The sequence below is a fragment of the Marinobacter sp. EhC06 genome, assembly GCF_001650915.1.
Lineage (GTDB): Bacteria > Pseudomonadota > Gammaproteobacteria > Pseudomonadales > Oleiphilaceae > Marinobacter.
Window position 1 is genome coordinate 1 of sequence record NZ_LXYO01000037.1, and the last position, 15,789, is coordinate 15,789.

The 15,789-nt window shown below is 58.1% G+C and carries 17 protein-coding genes; 6 read left to right on the plus strand and 11 right to left on the minus strand.

Annotated features, from left to right (window positions below; genetic code table 11):
• The 3 genes from A8B84_RS21735 to A8B84_RS19795 form a co-directional block, all read left to right on the plus strand.
• A partial coding sequence (locus A8B84_RS21735; RefSeq protein ID WP_201257920.1) for a hypothetical protein occupies positions 1 to 269 on the plus strand: 269 nt, incomplete at its 5' end.
• A 31-nt stretch (positions 270 to 300) separates the two neighbouring features.
• Entirely contained in the window at positions 301 to 666 is a 366-nt protein-coding gene (locus A8B84_RS19790; protein ID WP_064230210.1) for a hypothetical protein, read from the plus strand.
• A 31-nt stretch (positions 667 to 697) separates the two neighbouring features.
• A complete protein-coding gene (locus tag A8B84_RS19795; protein WP_064230211.1) occupies positions 698 to 1,129 on the plus strand; it encodes a type IV pilin protein in 432 nt (143 codons plus the stop codon).
• A gap of 31 nt (positions 1,130 to 1,160) precedes the next feature.
• On the opposite strand, the gene ispH is transcribed toward A8B84_RS19795, so the two are convergent.
• From ispH to murJ, 6 genes are all read right to left on the minus strand, one after another.
• The gene (gene ispH, locus A8B84_RS19800) at positions 1,161 to 2,114 is read right to left on the minus strand and encodes a 4-hydroxy-3-methylbut-2-enyl diphosphate reductase (protein WP_064230212.1); all 954 of its coding nucleotides are present in this window, start codon (positions 2,112 to 2,114) and stop codon (positions 1,161 to 1,163) included.
• Positions 2,115 to 2,132: 18 nt separating this feature from the next.
• Positions 2,133 to 2,585, minus strand: a complete 453-nt coding sequence (fkpB, locus tag A8B84_RS19805; RefSeq protein ID WP_064230213.1) for an FKBP-type peptidyl-prolyl cis-trans isomerase — start codon at positions 2,583 to 2,585, stop codon at positions 2,133 to 2,135.
• A 5-nt stretch (positions 2,586 to 2,590) separates the two neighbouring features.
• Positions 2,591 to 3,115, minus strand: a complete 525-nt coding sequence (lspA, locus tag A8B84_RS19810; RefSeq protein ID WP_064230214.1) for a signal peptidase II — start codon at positions 3,113 to 3,115, stop codon at positions 2,591 to 2,593.
• Complete coding sequence (gene ileS / locus A8B84_RS19815) at positions 3,115 to 5,934, minus strand: isoleucine--tRNA ligase (RefSeq protein WP_064230215.1); 2,820 nt, start codon at positions 5,932 to 5,934, stop codon at positions 3,115 to 3,117. The genes lspA and ileS overlap by 1 nt, the downstream gene beginning before the upstream one ends.
• A gap of 74 nt (positions 5,935 to 6,008) precedes the next feature.
• Positions 6,009 to 6,980: a bifunctional riboflavin kinase/FAD synthetase gene (gene ribF, locus A8B84_RS19820; protein ID WP_064230216.1), complete on the minus strand. Its 972-nt coding sequence runs from the start codon at positions 6,978 to 6,980 to the stop codon at positions 6,009 to 6,011.
• Positions 6,981 to 7,061: 81 nt separating this feature from the next.
• Positions 7,062 to 8,642 carry a murein biosynthesis integral membrane protein MurJ gene (gene murJ, locus A8B84_RS19825; protein WP_082905236.1) on the minus strand — a complete coding sequence of 527 codons (1,581 nt, stop codon included), beginning with the start codon at positions 8,640 to 8,642 and terminating at the stop codon, positions 7,062 to 7,064.
• A gap of 261 nt (positions 8,643 to 8,903) precedes the next feature.
• Here murJ and rpsT point away from each other — a divergent pair, with 261 nt between their 5' ends.
• Positions 8,904 to 9,173 carry a 30S ribosomal protein S20 gene (gene rpsT / locus A8B84_RS19830; protein ID WP_064230217.1) on the plus strand — a complete coding sequence of 90 codons (270 nt, stop codon included), beginning with the start codon at positions 8,904 to 8,906 and terminating at the stop codon, positions 9,171 to 9,173.
• 63 nt (positions 9,174 to 9,236) lie between these two features.
• Here rpsT and proB read toward each other — a convergent pair whose 3' ends face one another.
• The 4 genes from proB to rplU all read right to left on the minus strand — a co-directional run bounded on the left by proB (position 9,237) and on the right by rplU (position 12,344).
• The gene (proB, locus tag A8B84_RS19835) at positions 9,237 to 10,361 is read right to left on the minus strand and encodes a glutamate 5-kinase (RefSeq protein ID WP_064230218.1); all 1,125 of its coding nucleotides are present in this window, start codon (positions 10,359 to 10,361) and stop codon (positions 9,237 to 9,239) included.
• 36 nt (positions 10,362 to 10,397) lie between these two features.
• On the minus strand, positions 10,398 to 11,591 hold the full coding sequence (cgtA, locus tag A8B84_RS19840; RefSeq protein ID WP_064230219.1) for an Obg family GTPase CgtA: 1,194 nt from the start codon (positions 11,589 to 11,591) through the stop codon (positions 10,398 to 10,400).
• Between the two features lie 144 nt (positions 11,592 to 11,735).
• Positions 11,736 to 11,996 carry a 50S ribosomal protein L27 gene (gene rpmA / locus A8B84_RS19845; RefSeq protein WP_064230220.1) on the minus strand — a complete coding sequence of 87 codons (261 nt, stop codon included), beginning with the start codon at positions 11,994 to 11,996 and terminating at the stop codon, positions 11,736 to 11,738.
• A 36-nt stretch (positions 11,997 to 12,032) separates the two neighbouring features.
• A complete protein-coding gene (gene rplU, locus A8B84_RS19850; protein WP_008170744.1) occupies positions 12,033 to 12,344 on the minus strand; it encodes a 50S ribosomal protein L21 in 312 nt (103 codons plus the stop codon).
• A gap of 243 nt (positions 12,345 to 12,587) precedes the next feature.
• Here rplU and ispB point away from each other — a divergent pair, with 243 nt between their 5' ends.
• Positions 12,588 to 13,556: an octaprenyl diphosphate synthase gene (ispB, locus tag A8B84_RS19855; RefSeq protein WP_064230221.1), complete on the plus strand. Its 969-nt coding sequence runs from the start codon at positions 12,588 to 12,590 to the stop codon at positions 13,554 to 13,556.
• 128 nt (positions 13,557 to 13,684) lie between these two features.
• On the opposite strand, the gene A8B84_RS19860 is transcribed toward ispB, so the two are convergent.
• On the minus strand, positions 13,685 to 14,671 hold the full coding sequence (locus tag A8B84_RS19860) for a glutathione S-transferase family protein (protein WP_064230222.1): 987 nt from the start codon (positions 14,669 to 14,671) through the stop codon (positions 13,685 to 13,687).
• A gap of 115 nt (positions 14,672 to 14,786) precedes the next feature.
• Here A8B84_RS19860 and A8B84_RS19865 point away from each other — a divergent pair, with 115 nt between their 5' ends.
• The gene (locus A8B84_RS19865; RefSeq protein ID WP_064230223.1) at positions 14,787 to 15,698 is read left to right on the plus strand and encodes a LysR substrate-binding domain-containing protein; all 912 of its coding nucleotides are present in this window, start codon (positions 14,787 to 14,789) and stop codon (positions 15,696 to 15,698) included.
• Positions 15,699 to 15,789 lie beyond the last annotated feature (91 nt).

The window sequence follows — 15,789 nt, forward strand, 5'->3', positions numbered from 1 at the left end:
TAGTCGGCTCTGGTGGTTCCGGTGGTTCAGGCGGCGGTTCCGGCGGCGGCGGTGGCGGTGGCGGCGGTGGCGGCGGTGGCGGCGGCGACGCTCCCAGCGGCATCAATATTGGCCAAGGCGCCGAGGTCCGGACTATAACCGAGGGCGATACAGAAGCATTCATCACTGATCCCAACAAGATCGACAGCGGTGATCCCTGCAAGACAGCACTCTGTGGCAAGGCCTTGGAAAACAACATTGGTAGGCAAACCTGGGAGCAGCTCCGCTAGGAGCTGCCCATCTAACTTAAAGGTAATTGCTATGCGTGATTCAGAATCCAAACACAGCAAATTCGTATTGGTGCTGTCAATGACTCTGGCCGCCCTCTTTTTCGCTGGGCCTTCCATTGCTGAGAGGACGATTCAAACCCCTGTCGTAGTCGGCGCTGGCGAGAGTAATCTCGGCGAACTGGCCGGGGTGGTAAACCGAGTGTCGGAAGATGGGCGAGCAGTGGTTATTGACGACCAGCTTGCTGAGCTCGCCGCTGTAGTGAGGTTCAACGGCGCGTTCTGGTCCAGAGAGAGATTGGTTAAGGAGCTGGATGAAGGGCTAAAGATCTATTTTGAGGTGGATCCTGAGGCCAAGGGGAAAACGCTACGCATCATCTCAATTCGGTCCCGAGATTGACGATTTTATTTCGATTGAACGAGGCTTGTTAATGCAACGAATTCAGGATGTCAGATCAATTTCACCCAGCGCAAATCGAGGTTTCACACTTATTGAGCTGGTGATCGTCGTCGCGATTATCGGCATTATTGCAGTCATCGCGTTTCCACTGTATCAAAACCAAGTAGAGCAAACCCGGCGCACCACGGCCCAAGCCGACCTGCTGGAACTGAGCCAGTGGATGGAACGACGTTACTCGAACGGATTCGATTACCGGGACGCTGGTGCCAATCCTGCGCTTCCCTTTACCCAATCACCCCAGGAGGGAACGGCCTTCTACAACATAAGTTTCGTTGGGAACGCGACTAGGGATACGTACACTCTTCAAGCAGTACCTACCGCCGCGCAAGCCAATGACGATTGTGGCACGTTAACGCTGGATGAGCAGGGCAATCGGGGGGCAGCGATAGCTAATTGCTGGTAGCAGTCCCAACTCGGAATCGATGCTGGAGAGTTCAGCTAAGATCTACTGCATCGATTCTGAGTTCACGCGGCATAGAAAACACAATATTCTCCTCACGCCCGGCAATCTCCTCCGGAACGCTGCCACCCAGATCCCTGAGGCGGGCAATCACATCATTGACCAGCACTTCAGGTGCCGAGGCGCCGGCGGTAACGCCAACCGAAGTCTTCCCTTCCAGCCAGGCGGCATCGATCTGGGAAGCCTCATCGATAAGATAGGCTGGCGTGCCCATTCGCTCTGCCAGCTCACGCAGGCGGTTTGAGTTGGAGCTGTTCGGCGAACCTACCACCAGCATCAGGTCACAGTCGCCAGCCAGCTGCTTGACGGCGTCCTGGCGGTTCTGGGTGGCGTAGCAGATATCGTCCTTGCGCGGGCCCTGAATGTCCGGGAACTTTGCACGGAGGGCGTCGATGACCCGGGCGGTATCGTCCATGGACAGAGTGGTCTGGGTCACGTAGGACAGCTTTGCGGGGTCTTTCACTTCAAGGTTGGCCACATCGTCCTCGTTCTCCACGAGGTAAATCTCGCCACCATTGCTGTGGTCGTACTGTCCCATGGTGCCTTCCACTTCCGGGTGGCCGTGGTGGCCGATCAGTACGCATTCCCGGCCATCGCGGCTGTAGCGCATGACTTCCAGGTGGACTTTGGTGACCAGCGGGCAGGTGGCGTCGAACACTTTCAGGCCACGGCGGGCGGCTTCATTCTGCACCGCCTGGGAGACGCCATGGGCGCTGAAGATAACCAGCTTGTCGTCTGGCACCTCGTCCAGCTCGTCCACGAAAATGGCGCCACGGTTGCGGAGGTTATCCACCACAAATTTATTGTGGACCACCTCGTGCCTTACGTAGATGGGCGCTCCGAACACGTCCAGCGCCCGGTTTACAATTTCAATGGCGCGGTCCACGCCGGCACAAAAACCTCGGGGATTGGCGAGTCGGATCTGCATATCAACCTGCTGCTCTGGTTAGTGGGCCGGGCCGACCGGCTCCACATCAATGATTTCTACTTCAAATGTCAGTGTACGCCCTGCCAGGGGGTGATTGAAATCCACCTCCACTTCGTCACCTTCTACGCGGCTGACAACACCCGGCAGCTCACTCTGGCGCGCATCGGCGAAGGAGATCATCACACCGGGCTCCAGCACCATATCAGGGCTGAACTCGTGGCGCTTGAAGGTCTGGACGTTATTCGGGTTGTGCTGACCAAAGGCTTTCTCGGGCGGCACCTGGAAGCTGTCCTTTTCCCCCGCCTTCATGCCCATCAGATAGGCTTCAAAGTTTTCCGGCAAATTGTCATCGCCGATTTCCAGGGAAGCCGGCTCTTTCTCAAAGGTCGAGTCAATCACTTCGCCATCCGGGAACTTCAGGGCAAAATGGAGCTTCACCCGGGTACCCTTGTCGACAGGCAGTTCATTCATAAGAGTTACTCACTCCTTTCAGCATTCCCGTCCGAATCGGCGGGTTTGCGGAACATATCAAGTATCATCATGGCGGCACCGATGGTGATCGCGGTGTCGGCCAGGTTGAAGGCGGGAAAGTGCCAGTCCTGCCAGTAAAAGTGCAGGAAGTCGACCACGTAGCCGTGCACCACCCGATCGTAGACGTTGCCAAGGGCGCCGCCGAGTATCAGTACGATGGCAATGGCGGTCCAGGTCTCATGACGCTGCAGGTTTTTCAGCCAGTAGATCAGTACCACGCTGACCACCAGCGCCAGGGTTACGAAAAACCAGCGTTGCCAGCCAGCAGCTTCGGCCAGGAAGCTGAACGCTGCTCCGGTGTTATGCAGCAGCGTCAGATTAAACATAGGCATGACCGGCACAGGGTCGCCATAGGTCAGCATAGCGGTGGCCATGGCCTTTGTGCCGAGATCCAGAACGATCACCAGTACCGCCAGCCAAAGCCACTTCAGTTTGCTTCCGGTGACCTGCTCCGTCATGGTCGCGTCCATCAGGCGTAGGCGCGGGCTTCACCGGGCCCTTCCACGTTGGTCACACAGCGACCACAGAGATCGTCGTACTTGGCATTACGTCCGACATCTTCCCGGTGGTGCCAGCAGCGCTCGCACTTGGTGTGAGCGGCAGGTGTCACTTTCACGCGGAGACCTTCATGGGAGGTCATTTCCGCGTCGCCCGCTTCTGAAACCGGCTTGACACTGGCCTCGGAGGTAATCAGAACAAACCGCAGCTCCTCACCCAGGTGCTTCAGATCGGCAGCCAGGTCGCCTTCGCAGAACAGAGTCACCTCGGCACTGAGCGAACCTTTGATTTCACCCCGCGCCCGGGCTTCCTCCAGGCACTTGTTGACGGCCTCTTTCACGCTGTACATCTCGCGCCAGTAGTCACGGCCAAGCTCGGCGTTTTCCGGCAGTGGCGTGAGGCCTTCATACCAGGTTTCATAGAAGACGGTATCGCTGCGCTTACCCGGCAGATGCTGCCAGATTTCATCAGCGGTGAAGCTGAGGATCGGGGCGATCCAACGAACCAGCGCTTCGGCCACATGGTACAGGGCCGTCTGGCAGGAACGCCGCGCCAGGCTGTCGGCCTGGGTGGTGTACTGCCGGTCCTTGATGATATCCAGATAGAAACCACCCAGGGTGGCTTCACAGAAGTTATACACCTTCTGGTAAATCCGCAGGAAGGCGTAGTTGCCATAGTCCTCATGGAGTTCTTCCTGCAATTGCAGGGCGCGGTCCACCATCCAGCGATCCAGTGCGATCATGTTTTCCGGCGCCACCATGTGCTGCTCCGGATCGAATCCGGTGAGGTTGCTCAGCAGGAAGCGGGAGGTATTCCGGATCCGGCGGTAACCATCAGCAGTCTGGCGCAGAATGTCCTTGGACACAGTCATTTCGCCGCTGTAGTCGGTTGCCGCCACCCACAGGCGCAGGATGTCCGCGCCCAGCTCGTTCATGACTTCCTGGGGTGCAATCACGTTGCCCAGGGATTTGGACATCTTGTGGCCCTTGCCATCGACGGTAAAGCCGTGGGTCAGAACCTGCTTGTAAGGTGCCACGCCATTCATGGCAATGGAGGTCTTCAGGGACGACTGGAACCAGCCACGGTGCTGGTCAGAGCCTTCCAGATACATATCCGCCGGGAACTGCCCCAGTTCCTCGCGAACCCGCAGGACCGACTCGTGGGTCACGCCGGAATCAAACCAGACATCCAGGGTATCCGTCACCTTCTCGTACTGTTCGGCATCACTGCCCAACAGGGAAGACGCATCCAGCTCGTACCAGGCGTCGATACCGCCCTCCTCGATCTGCTGGGCCACCTTTTCGATCAGGTTCTGGGTGTCCGGGTGCAGTTCCTGGGTTTCCTTGTGGATAAACAGGGTGATGGGCACGCCCCAGGTCCGCTGCCGGGAGATGCACCAGTCCGGAGACTGGTTGAACATGGCTTCGATACGGTTCTTACCCCAGGAAGGCACCCAGCGCACACCCTGGATAGCTTCAAGAGCATCAGCGCGCAGGTTTTCCTTGTCCATGCTGATAAACCACTGGGGCGTTGCCCGGTAGATCAGCGGGGTCTTGGTACGCCAGCAATGGGGATAGCTGTGCCGGAACTTCTCGGAGCGGACCAGCTTGCCCTCGCGCTCGAGCGCGCTGCAAACCGGCTCATCGGCCTTGTAAACGTGTACACCGGCCAGCTCACCGGCGGCTGAGGTGTAGGTGCCGTCAGCCTGAACCAGGTTGATGGTGCCGATGTTGTAGGCCTTGCCCACCTCAAAGTCTTCCATACCGTGGTCAGGCGCGGTATGAACAGCGCCGGTACCGGTATCGGTGGACACGTGATCACCCAGGATCACCGGAACCTGCTTGTCGTAGATCGGATGCTGGAGAACCAGGTTTTCCAGGGCGGCACCAGAGCAGGTTGCCAGCACTTCGTAGCTCTCAACTTGCCAGCGGGCCATGATGCCATCGACCATGTCGGCAGCCAGGATCATCCGCTCCGGGCCGTGCCCGACATCGGTCTGCACCAATGCATAGTCCAGATCGGCATTAAGGGAAACGGCCTGGTTAGCCGGAATGGTCCAGGGCGTGGTGGTCCAGATAACCACGGACACATCGCCATTGCCATTATCGGTGCCGAACAGTGACAGGGCTTTTGCCTGGTCAACCGCGGTAAAGCGCACATCGATCTGGGTCGAGGTCTTGTCCTGGTATTCAACCTCGGCTTCTGCCAGTGCGGACTGACCCACCACACTCCAGTAAACCGGCTTGTAACCACGCACCAGGTGACCCTTGGCGACAATCTTGCCGAGGGCACGAACGATACCCGCCTCAACCCTGGGATCCATGGTCAGGTAGGGCTTGTCCCACTCCCCCATGACGCCCAGACGGACAAAATCGGCCTTCTGACCGGCGATCTGCTTGGTGGCGTAGTCGCGACAGGCCTGGCGGAAGGTCTTGTAATCCACCTTCACACCGGCTTTGCCAATCTCCTGCTCCACCTTGTGTTCGATGGGCAGACCATGGCAGTCCCAGCCCGGCACGTAAGGCGCGTCATAGCCCATGAAGCTGCGGGACTTGACGATCATGTCCTTGAGAATCTTGTTGACCGCATGACCAATGTGAATACTGCCGTTGGCGTAGGGAGGGCCATCGTGGAGGATGAACTTCTCCCGCCCTTCACGCTGCTTGCGCAGGTTGCCGTAGACGTCGAGATCCTGCCAGCGCTTGAGCATTTCCGGCTCGCGCTTGGCCAGGTTGCCGCGCATGGGGAAGGCGGTTTCCGGCAGATTCAGGGTGTGCTTGTAGTCGCTCATGGTTTGTGTGCGTACTCTTTTGGTCTTGGTCAGTTTTGGTCAGTCGTTTATTCGTTGGGGCGCAGCCAGGCGTTTCAATCCGCGCTTTTCACAGAGCCGTTTTCGGCAATCCACGCCCGGGCATGGTCAAAATCCCGGGCAATCTGATCTTTCAGCTCATCCACGGAACCGAACTTTTCCTCGTCCCGAAGGCCGTGGCGGAATACCACTTCCAGATGCTGGCCATAAAGTGTGCCAGCAAAGTCAAACAGGTGCACTTCCAGTGAGGGCCGCTTGCCGTCAACAGTCGGACGCACACCGATATTGGCAACGCCATCGAATCGGGCGCCGTCATCCAGAGTGGCGGCAACCACATAGACACCGCGCAGGGCCGGCGTTCTGTGCAGCAAAATATTCGCAGTTGGCGCGCCAATCTGGCGCCCCAACTGACGGCCATACACAACCCGACCCCGGATTCGATAGGGGTGGCCAAGAAGCGATTCAGCCTTCTCAAGTCCATTCACCGTCAGCAATTCCCGAACCCGGGTGCTGCTCACTCTTTCTCCGCCTACCGTCACTGTAAGGGTATTTTCAACGGTAAACCCGGCGTCGTTGCCAACCTTCTCGAGAAGTGCAAAATCGCCGGCGCGATCACAGCCGAAACGGAAATCATCGCCGACCACCAGGTGACGAACCGCCAACCCCTGGATAAGGACATCTTCGATGAAACCCATAGCCGAATAGCTGCGAAACGCCTGATTGAAGCGCAGGCACAGCACGATATCGATGCCTTCCGCCAGCAGGGCTTCAAACTTCTGACGAAACCCCATCAGCCTGGGTGGCGCTTCTTTGCCCTGAAAAAACTCCCGGGGTTGAGGCTCGAAAATCATCACCACCGAGGGCACACCCAGAGCTTCAGCCTTACTTTTGACCTGATCAATAATGGTCTTGTGCCCAAGATGCACACCGTCGAAGTTACCAATGGTGGCGACACACCCGTTAGCGAGGGGTGAGCCCTCCCGACGGGAAAGCATTTTCAGGTTGGTCAGGCCCCGGATCAGACGCATGCAATGCGAACCTTCAATTGCCAGCTAGCTTTCAGCGTTGACTTTTACCGCAACGCTGGTGAGAAAACGCGCGATTATACCTTACCTGTGGCGGAAATGTCTTACCCGAACCCCGGCCAGCGCCAGTGCAACGAAGTAGACGGCTACGCCTGCCCCCACCAGCAACCCCATATCCGCCGCCCGCTGATAACCGCCGTTTGCCAGCCACACCGACACCGGGTCGTTGAGCCAGACAATGATGGCCGCAAGCGCACCGTTGGCGAACAGCAGCTGTAGCAGGAAACGGGGCCAGCCCGGCTGACTCTGCCAGGCCCCTTCCTTCCGCAGTCCGCGCCAAAGAAGATAGCCATTCAACCAGGCCGATATGGAGGTGGCCAGCGCGAGACCGGCGTGAGCCAGCGGAAAAATGAGAATCAGGTTGAACACCATGTTTGCCACCATGGCAATGATGCCGATCTTGACCGGTGTTTTGGTGTCTTCTCTTGCGAAAAACCCCGGCGCCAGAACCTTGATCAGCATGAACGCCAGCAAACCGGCGGAATAGGCCCTCAAGCTCTGGGCCGACATGGCCACATCCCGGTCGGTAACCGCACCATAGTGAAACAGGGTGGCAATCAGCGGCTCGGCCAACAGCGCAAGCGCCAGGGCTGCCGGCAGACCAATCAACAGAACCGCCCGAACCGCCCAATCCAGGGTGGCCGCGAACTGGTCCGCTGACGCCGCTGCGTGTTTACGGGAAAGGCTCGGCAGGATCACCGTGGCAATGGCTATGCCGAACACCCCGAGAGGAAGTTCCGAGAGCCGATCCGAGTAATACAGCCAGGAAACGCTGCCGGTCTGGAGAAAAGACGCCAGAACGGTATCCAGCAGCAGGTTGATCTGGCTTACCGACACCCCGAACAGCGCAGGCGCCATCAGCTTTAGAATCCGGCTGACGCCCTCGTGGCGATAGTCCACTCGGGGTCTGGGCATCAGGCCCAGTCGCATCAGAAACGGCAACTGGAAAAACAATTGCAGAGCCCCGGCAATGAAAACGCCCCAGGCCAGAGCCATCACCGGCTCGTCCATCAATGGCGTTAACCAGATGGCCGCCGCAATCATTGCCAGGTTCAGAAGCACCGGGGTAAATGCCGGCACAGCGAAGCGATCGTAACTATTGAGGATGCCGCCCGCGAAGGCGGTCAGCGAGATCAGCAACAGGTACGGAAAGGTGATGCGCAACATATCGCTGGTAAGCGCAAATTTCACATCGTCATCCAGGAAGCCAGGGGCAAAAACCGCCGTCAGCACCGGCGCCCCAAGGATGGCCACCAGCGTGACGCCCAACAGCACCAAACCGAGGGAGCCTGCCACGGCATTGACCAGCCGCTGGACGTCCGAGAGTGACTGATTCTCTCGATAGGAGGACAGTACCGGCACAAAGGCCTGGGAGAAGGCGCCTTCAGCAAATAGCCGGCGCAGGAAATTCGGGATCTTGAACGCCACAAAAAAGGCATCCGCCCCGGCACCGGCGCCGAAATAGCGGGCAATGACCATATCCCGAACCAGACCCAACACCCGGGAAAGCATGGTCATGATACCCACTAGCCCAGACGACCTGAGCAGGCCGGGGGGCTTGGGCAATTGCTTTTGTTCAGGCGTTGATTCAGGTTCCGACGACATGCAGGCCCTTGTCTGGCATTCTGGACATCCTTTTGGCGCTAGTATTTCGGGAATTACCTGCTTCCCGGTCAAGCCAGCGTTCAGTGAGCCGCGAGTTTACCACAGGCCTTCTGTGTCGGGGCATGAAATGGGTTTTAGCCTTGACATTTGGAGGTTTGAGCGGCATAGTTCCGCGTCATTTATTTCGACGCGCTGGTTTTGGCGCGCCCGCGATGTAACGAATCATTCAGCAACGAATTTGAGATTTTCAGGAGTTTTACGGTGGCAAATTCCCCGCAAGCCAAGAAGCGCGCACGTCAGAACGAGAAGAACCGCAAGCACAATGCAAGCCTGCGTTCCATGGCTCGTACTTACATGAAAAAGGTTCAATCCAAGATCGAATCCGGCAACTACGAAGAAGCCCAGGCCGCTTTCCAGCAGGCTCAGCCGATTCTGGACAGCATGGTCAACAAAGGTATCTTCGCGAAGAACAAGGTTGCTCGTAGCAAGAGCCGCCTTAGCGCCAGGATCAAGGCCCTGAAGAGCGCATAAGTCGCTAGACTCAGGCACAAAAAAACCGGCCAAACGGCCGGTTTTTTTATGGGCGAACGATCATCACACAATCACCAGATTGTCCCGGTGGATCATCTCCTCGCCCGACATATAGCCAAGAATTTCGGTAATCCGGTCACTGGACCGGCCGGCAATGGCCCTGGCTTCATCGGCGTCGTAATTCACCAGCCCCCGGGCAATTTCACGGCCACTCTGATCGAAGCAGGACACCATCTCCCCACGCCGGAACTGCCCTGAAACCCCTTTAACGCCCACCGGGAGAAGACTGCGCCCACCAAGACAGAGCACTTTTACGGCGCCATCATCCAATGTCAGCCTGCCACGAGTCTGCAGATGACTGGCGAGCCACTGCTTTCGCGCAGCAATTCGACCCTGCTCCGGCAATAACAGAGTGCCGATCACATCACCCTGCCGCAGCCGGCCAATCACGCCCTCAATACGACCACCAACAATGACAGTAAATGCCCCGGATCGTGCAGCAAGCCGAGCAGCCCGCAACTTGGTCTGCATACCGCCGCGACCCAGAACCCCGGCGCCACCACCGGCCATGGCATCCAGCTCGCGATCACCGGCCCGGCGCTCGGTCACCAGGCGGGCATCCGCATGCTTCCTCGGATCCTTGTCAAACAAACCCAGTTGGTCAGTCAGGATAATCAGGCCATCGGCCTCAATCAGATTGGCAACCAGCGCGCCCAGGGTGTCGTTATCGCCAAACCGGATCTCGTCAGTGACAACGGTGTCGTTTTCATTAACGATTGGCACCACACCCAGGTTCAGCAAGGCGCGGAGGGTGCCACGGCCATTCAGGTAACGCTTACGGTCCGACAGGTCGTCATGGGTAAGCAGAATCTGCGCGGTATGGATGTTATGCCGCTTGAACTGCGCCTCCCAGGTCTGCACCAACCCCATCTGACCGACAGCTGCCGCCGCCTGAAGCTCATGGAGCTGCTCAGGCCTGACGGTCCAGCCAAGCCGACTCATCCCTTCGGCTACCGAGCCAGAGGAGACAACGACCACCTCAACGCCGTCTTCGATCAGCTCTGCAATCTGATCAACCCATAACCCGAGAGCAGCCACGTCCAGGCCACGGCCGTCGTTGGTCAGCAAGGCGCTTCCGATCTTGATAACCAGGCGGCGGGCCTGGCGCAGCTGTAGGCGTTCAGTCATGGTTCGTGAGCAATCTCTCTGGTGTCAGTCCTGCTTTTACTCCGGGGCGTAGACCACTTCGACGTCGTAATCATCATCGTCAAAGTCGTCGTCATCGTCCTCTTCACGGGCCGCGCGCCGCGCCTGGCGCTCGGCTTCAATACGGGCGCGAGCCTCGTCGTCCATCTGCCGGCGTCGCTGCGCTTCCCGCTCGGCAAATTCCGGATTCTGAGCTTCTTCTTCGGCCTGCTCTTCAATCCAGCGCATGACAGCCTGAGCCAGGGATTTGGTGCCCTCGCCGCTGAGCGCGGAAATCCGGAACACCGGCCCCTGCCACCCGAGCTCATCGATGATCGCCTGACAATGGGCATCGCGGTCTTCCTCGGCCACCATGTCAACCTTGTTCAGCACCAGCCACCTCGGGCGGTTGGCGAGGGTTTCACTGAACTTCTCCAGCTCATGCTCGATCGCTCTTACCGCATCGGCGGGCGACGAGCCATCGTATGGCGCCACATCCACAAGATGCAGTAGCAGCCGGGTACGAACAAGATGCTTCAGGAAGCGGATACCCAGGCCCGCACCTTCGGCGGCACCTTCAATCAAACCGGGAATATCGGCAATCACGAAACTCTGGTGCGCCTGCACACTGACCACACCAAGATTGGGTACAAGCGTGGTAAACGGATAGTCCGCGACTTTCGGGCGGGCCGCCGATACCGAACGGATGAAGGTGGACTTGCCGGCATTGGGCATACCCAGCAGCCCCACGTCTGCCAGCACCTTCAGCTCCAGCCTGAGGTTACGCAACTCACCATCCGAGCCCTTGGTGGTCTGGCGTGGCGCACGGTTCACCGAGGATTTGAAGCGGGTATTACCAAGACCATGAAAACCCGCCTGGGCAACCTTCAGGCGCTGACCGGCGTGGGTCAGATCGCCCAGGACCTCGTGGGTGTCCATATCGACCACCGTGGTGCCGACCGGAACAGGCAGAACCAGGTCCTCGCCTTTATTGCCGGTACAGTTGCGGCCGGAGCCTGGCTCGCCATTCTGGGCCTTGTGTTTGCGCTGGAACCGGTAGTCGATCAGCGTGTTCAACGACTCCTCGGCTTCCAGATACACGGAACCACCATCGCCCCCGTCGCCACCATCGGGGCCACCCTTGGGAACGTATTTTTCACGCCGGAAGCTTAGGCAGCCGTGACCGCCCTTGCCGGCTTCCACAATGATGGTGGCTTCGTCTACGAATTTCATGAATCAACCCTTTGCGCCATGCGCATAAACTAAAAAGCCCCGCAGCCTCTAGGAAGCTTTGCGGGGCTCCGGATGGCTCTGAACACCTGATAATATCAGGATATCAGCGCCACCCAAGGTTCGACAGAACCGGATCGCCGCTGCTTACGCAGCCGGAACGATGCTCACGAACTTACGGCTCTGCGGGCCTTTGACTTCGAACTTCACCTGACCTTCCGCTTTCGCGAACAGGGTGTGGTCCTTGCCAATGCCAACGTTGCTACCAGCGTGGAAACGAGTGCCACGCTGACGAATGATGATGCTGCCTGCAGATACGGTCTCACCGCCATAGCGCTTCACACCAAGTCGTTTCGACTCGGAATCGCGACCGTTACGGGTACTACCTGCTGCCTTTTTATGAGCCATTACCAGCCTCCTTATTTAAGGGGTAATTCGAGAGCCTCAGCCCTTGATACCCGTGATCTTGACTTCAGTAAACCACTGACGGTGGCCCTGACGCTTCATGTGGTGCTTACGACGACGGAACTTGATGATCTGAACCTTGTCGTGACGGCCGTGGCTAACCACTTCCGCTGTCACTTTGGCACCATCAACAACCGGCGCGCCTACCTGAACTTTGTCGCCGTCGGCGATCAGCAGAACGCGATCGAACTCAACGTTGCCACCGGTTTCAACTTCCAGCTTTTCCAGCTTCAGGGTTTCGCCTTCCTTTACACGGTGCTGCTTACCACCGCTAACAATAACTGCGTACATTCACTCGTTCTCCACGATTGACCCATCCCTGCTCTTATCCACCTGGTTCTAAGGGAGGCGCTCTGGCGACCCTATAGCAGGGAGCGCAGGTTGGGATGAGTTGGGCGCGTGATTGTACGAAAAGACGCACCGCAACACAAGCCAAGTTGACACTACCTTCGGCAATACCTAGCATTGCCGCGACCTGCCTTTAATATCAACGATCGTAACGACGATAACACCAGCAAGGGATCCACAAGCCGCATGACAGCCCAGCGCATTTACGACACCGTGGCCGACGACTTCAGCCGCGTTAATGATCTGATCATCCAGCGGCTTTCCTCAGATGTTCCCCTGGTGGAGAAAATCGCCCAGTACATCATTGAAAGCGGCGGCAAGCGCTTGAGACCGTTGCTGGTTCTGCTTTCCAGCCAGGCCGCCGGCTACGAGGAAAACGACCATCTCAAGCTCGCCGCCGTGATCGAATTCCTGCACACCGCCACCCTGCTACACGACGATGTAGTGGACACCTCAGACATGCGCCGGGGCCGGAGCACCGCCAACGCCCGCTGGGGCAACGCGCCAAGCGTTCTGGTAGGTGATTTCCTCTACGCCCGTGCTTTCGAGATGATGGTGGAGCTGAAAAGCCTGCGCATAATGGACGTCCTGTCCCATGCCACGGCGGTAATCGCTGAAGGCGAGGTCATGCAGCTGATGAACGTGAAAAACCCGGACCTCACGGAAGACCAGTACATGAAGGTCATCCACAACAAGACCGCCATGCTGTTCGAAGCCGCCTCTCACACCGGCGCCCTGCTCGCCGCTGCCGGTGAGGAGCAGGAACTGGGGCTGAAAGACTACGGCAAGCACCTGGGCCTTGCTTTCCAGCTGGTTGACGATGTGCTGGATTACCGGGGCGATGCCGAAGCCATGGGCAAGAATGTCGGCGACGACCTGGCTGAAGGCAAAACTACTCTACCCCTGATCCACGCCATGACCCACGGGACCGAGGACGAGCGGCAGCTTATCCGTCAGGCGATCCGAAAAGGCGGCCTGGATGATCTGCCCCGCATCCTCGATATCGTTGAGCGCTCAGGTGCGATCGAATACACCATGACCAAGGCCCGGGAGCAGGCCGCGTTGGCCGCCGGCTGCCTGAAATGCCTTCCCGAATCGGCGCACAAGGAAGCGATGGTATTGCTGACTGACATTGCGGTTGCGCGGGTTAGCTAGTGAGCCTTTTCGCTAGCGGTTTGTCGGATTACGGCTTCGCTTAATCCGACCTACGTTTTCATGCAGCTGGTTGACCCCGGGTAGGTCGGATTAGGCGAAGCCGTAATCCGACACTGGTCACCAGCAACTCACCCCAAGACTTCCCTGCCATGGGGCGAATCAAAGTCCAGCTGCGGCCCGACTGGCACGATCTGCGTCGGGTTAATGGTTCTCTGGCTTACATAGTAATGACGCTTGATCTGATCGATATCTACGGTCTCCGCCACGCCAGGCACCTGGTAGAGATCCCGAACGTAGGCGGAAAGCGCCGGAAAATCACTGATCCGCTGGCGGTTGCACTTGAAATGGCTGTAGTACACGGCATCGAACCGGATCAGCGTCGTGAACAGGCGCCAGTCAGCCTCGGTGAGCTGACCACCTACCAGATAGCGCCGGCCAGACAACCGCTCCTCAAGCCAGTCGAGTGAGTCGAACAGCGCGTTGTACGCCTCCTCGTATTTGTCTTGCGCCGTGGCAAAACCCGCCTTGTAGACACCATTATTGACCGTGTCATAGACCCGGGCATTTACCTCATCAATCTCGCCTTGCAGATCATCAGGGTAGAAATCCAGGTCGGTCCGAACACCCTCGAGGCCATCAAACGCCGAATTGAACATTCGGATAATCTCGGCAGACTCGTTGCTCGCAATCGTCTCCTTCTGCTTGTCCCACAAGGTCGGCACCGTTACCCGGCCGGAGTACTCGGGGGCGGCCTTGGTATAGACCTGGTGCATGAAACGGAATCCGTGGAGATGATCCCGATGCTGCTCACTGTCGGGCCGGAACTCCCAGCCGTTTTCCACCATGTCCGGGTGCACCACTGACACCGAAATGTGCTTCTCCAGCCCCTTGAGCTTCCGGAAAATCAAAGTCCGGTGCGCCCAGGGGCAGGCCATGGATACATACAGGTGATAGCGCCCGGATTCCGCCTTGAAACCGCCTTCGCCATCCGGCCCCGGCGAGCCATCGGCGGTCACCCAGTTCCGAAACCGGGCCGCCTCCCGTTCAAATTTGCCACCGGTCTTGTCGGTGTCATACCACTTGTCGTGCCATTTGCCGTCAATCAGCAGGCCCATGATGCCCTCCCGTTAAAATTCCTGAACATGATGAAATCAATATGGGCAGAATACCGGGGACCCTGCTACGCTCTCAAACAAGCATTTCTGGCCAACAACCTCAGATTATTCGAACATGCATACAGCCATCACCATAGACGCCCTCAAAGTCCTTGATGCCATAGACCGCAAAGGCAGCTTTGCCGGTGCTGCCAACGAACTGTTCCGGGTTCCTTCTGCCATCAGTTACACCGTGCAGAAACTGGAAGAGGATCTGAACGTGGCCATTTACGACCGCACTGGCCACCGCGCGCGACTGACACCGGCCGGCCGGTATCTTTTGGAAGAGGGTCGTACCCTCCTGGAAGCAGCAGAGAACCTCGCGCACACCACCCGCCAGGTCGCCCAGGGCTGGGAAACCCGTTTAAGGATCGGCTTCAACTCTCTCCTGCCTGCGGAATGCCTGTTTCCGGCAATCCAGGAATTCTATGAGCTGGGCGTGCCGGTGGATGTGCAAATTGTGGAAGAGGTTTTCGCCGGTACCTGGGATGCGCTGCAAAGCCGCCGGGTGGACCTGATTATAGGCGCCGATAATTTCAGCAAGCCGGCCGGAAACTACACGACCAAATCCCTGGGCGACATGCCGTTCGTTTTTGCCGTTGCCTCCGATCACCCCCTGGCGGATGCTGAAGCGCCGCTGTCCGAGGACGACATCTCCCGTTATCCGGCAGCCGTCGCTGCAGACACATCAAGGTCCCTGCCCCCGGGCCACGCCGGCATATTCCACCGTCAGCGAACCCTGACTGTGGCCAACATTGATCAGAAGATCGCCATACAGGTCGCCGGCCTTGGCGTGGGATGGTTACCCAGGGCAAGAATCAGCGAAGAGCTGAACGAAGGAAAACTGGTCATCAAGGACGTTCAGGAATCGCGCCAGCCAATTAAACTGCACTTGGCCCGGCATGCCGAAGACCAGGGCAAGGCCTTGATGTGGTTCTGGGACCGACTTAGCTCGGAGGGAGCCGTTTCCGACTGGCTAACAGGCTGAAAATAAAGCAAATGATATGACTTCAACTCGGAGTCAAACCAGGCAAATGAGTCAACCGTTTACCGGGACACTTCGTTTATACTGCAGCTGA

Coding starts and splice junctions, on each gene's coding strand:
- rpmA (WP_064230220.1), bottom strand. CDS start 11,996: ATGGCTCATAAAAAGGCAGCAGGTAGTACCCGTAACGGTCGCGATTCC.
- ribF (WP_064230216.1), bottom strand. CDS start 6,980: ATGCGTCTGATCCGGGGCCTGACCAACCTGAAAATGCTTTCCCGTCGG.
- lspA (WP_064230214.1), bottom strand. CDS start 3,115: ATGGACGCGACCATGACGGAGCAGGTCACCGGAAGCAAACTGAAGTGG.
- fkpB (WP_064230213.1), bottom strand. CDS start 2,585: ATGAATGAACTGCCTGTCGACAAGGGTACCCGGGTGAAGCTCCATTTT.
- A8B84_RS19865 (WP_064230223.1), top strand. CDS start 14,787: ATGCATACAGCCATCACCATAGACGCCCTCAAAGTCCTTGATGCCATA.
- A8B84_RS19795 (WP_064230211.1), top strand. CDS start 698: ATGCAACGAATTCAGGATGTCAGATCAATTTCACCCAGCGCAAATCGA.
- ispB (WP_064230221.1), top strand. CDS start 12,588: ATGACAGCCCAGCGCATTTACGACACCGTGGCCGACGACTTCAGCCGC.
- rplU (WP_008170744.1), bottom strand. CDS start 12,344: ATGTACGCAGTTATTGTTAGCGGTGGTAAGCAGCACCGTGTAAAGGAA.
- ispH (WP_064230212.1), bottom strand. CDS start 2,114: ATGCAGATCCGACTCGCCAATCCCCGAGGTTTTTGTGCCGGCGTGGAC.
- A8B84_RS19790 (WP_064230210.1), top strand. CDS start 301: ATGCGTGATTCAGAATCCAAACACAGCAAATTCGTATTGGTGCTGTCA.
- murJ (WP_082905236.1), bottom strand. CDS start 8,642: ATGTCGTCGGAACCTGAATCAACGCCTGAACAAAAGCAATTGCCCAAG.
- proB (WP_064230218.1), bottom strand. CDS start 10,361: ATGACTGAACGCCTACAGCTGCGCCAGGCCCGCCGCCTGGTTATCAAG.
- A8B84_RS19860 (WP_064230222.1), bottom strand. CDS start 14,671: ATGGGCCTGCTGATTGACGGCAAATGGCACGACAAGTGGTATGACACC.
- cgtA (WP_064230219.1), bottom strand. CDS start 11,591: ATGAAATTCGTAGACGAAGCCACCATCATTGTGGAAGCCGGCAAGGGC.
- ileS (WP_064230215.1), bottom strand. CDS start 5,934: ATGAGCGACTACAAGCACACCCTGAATCTGCCGGAAACCGCCTTCCCC.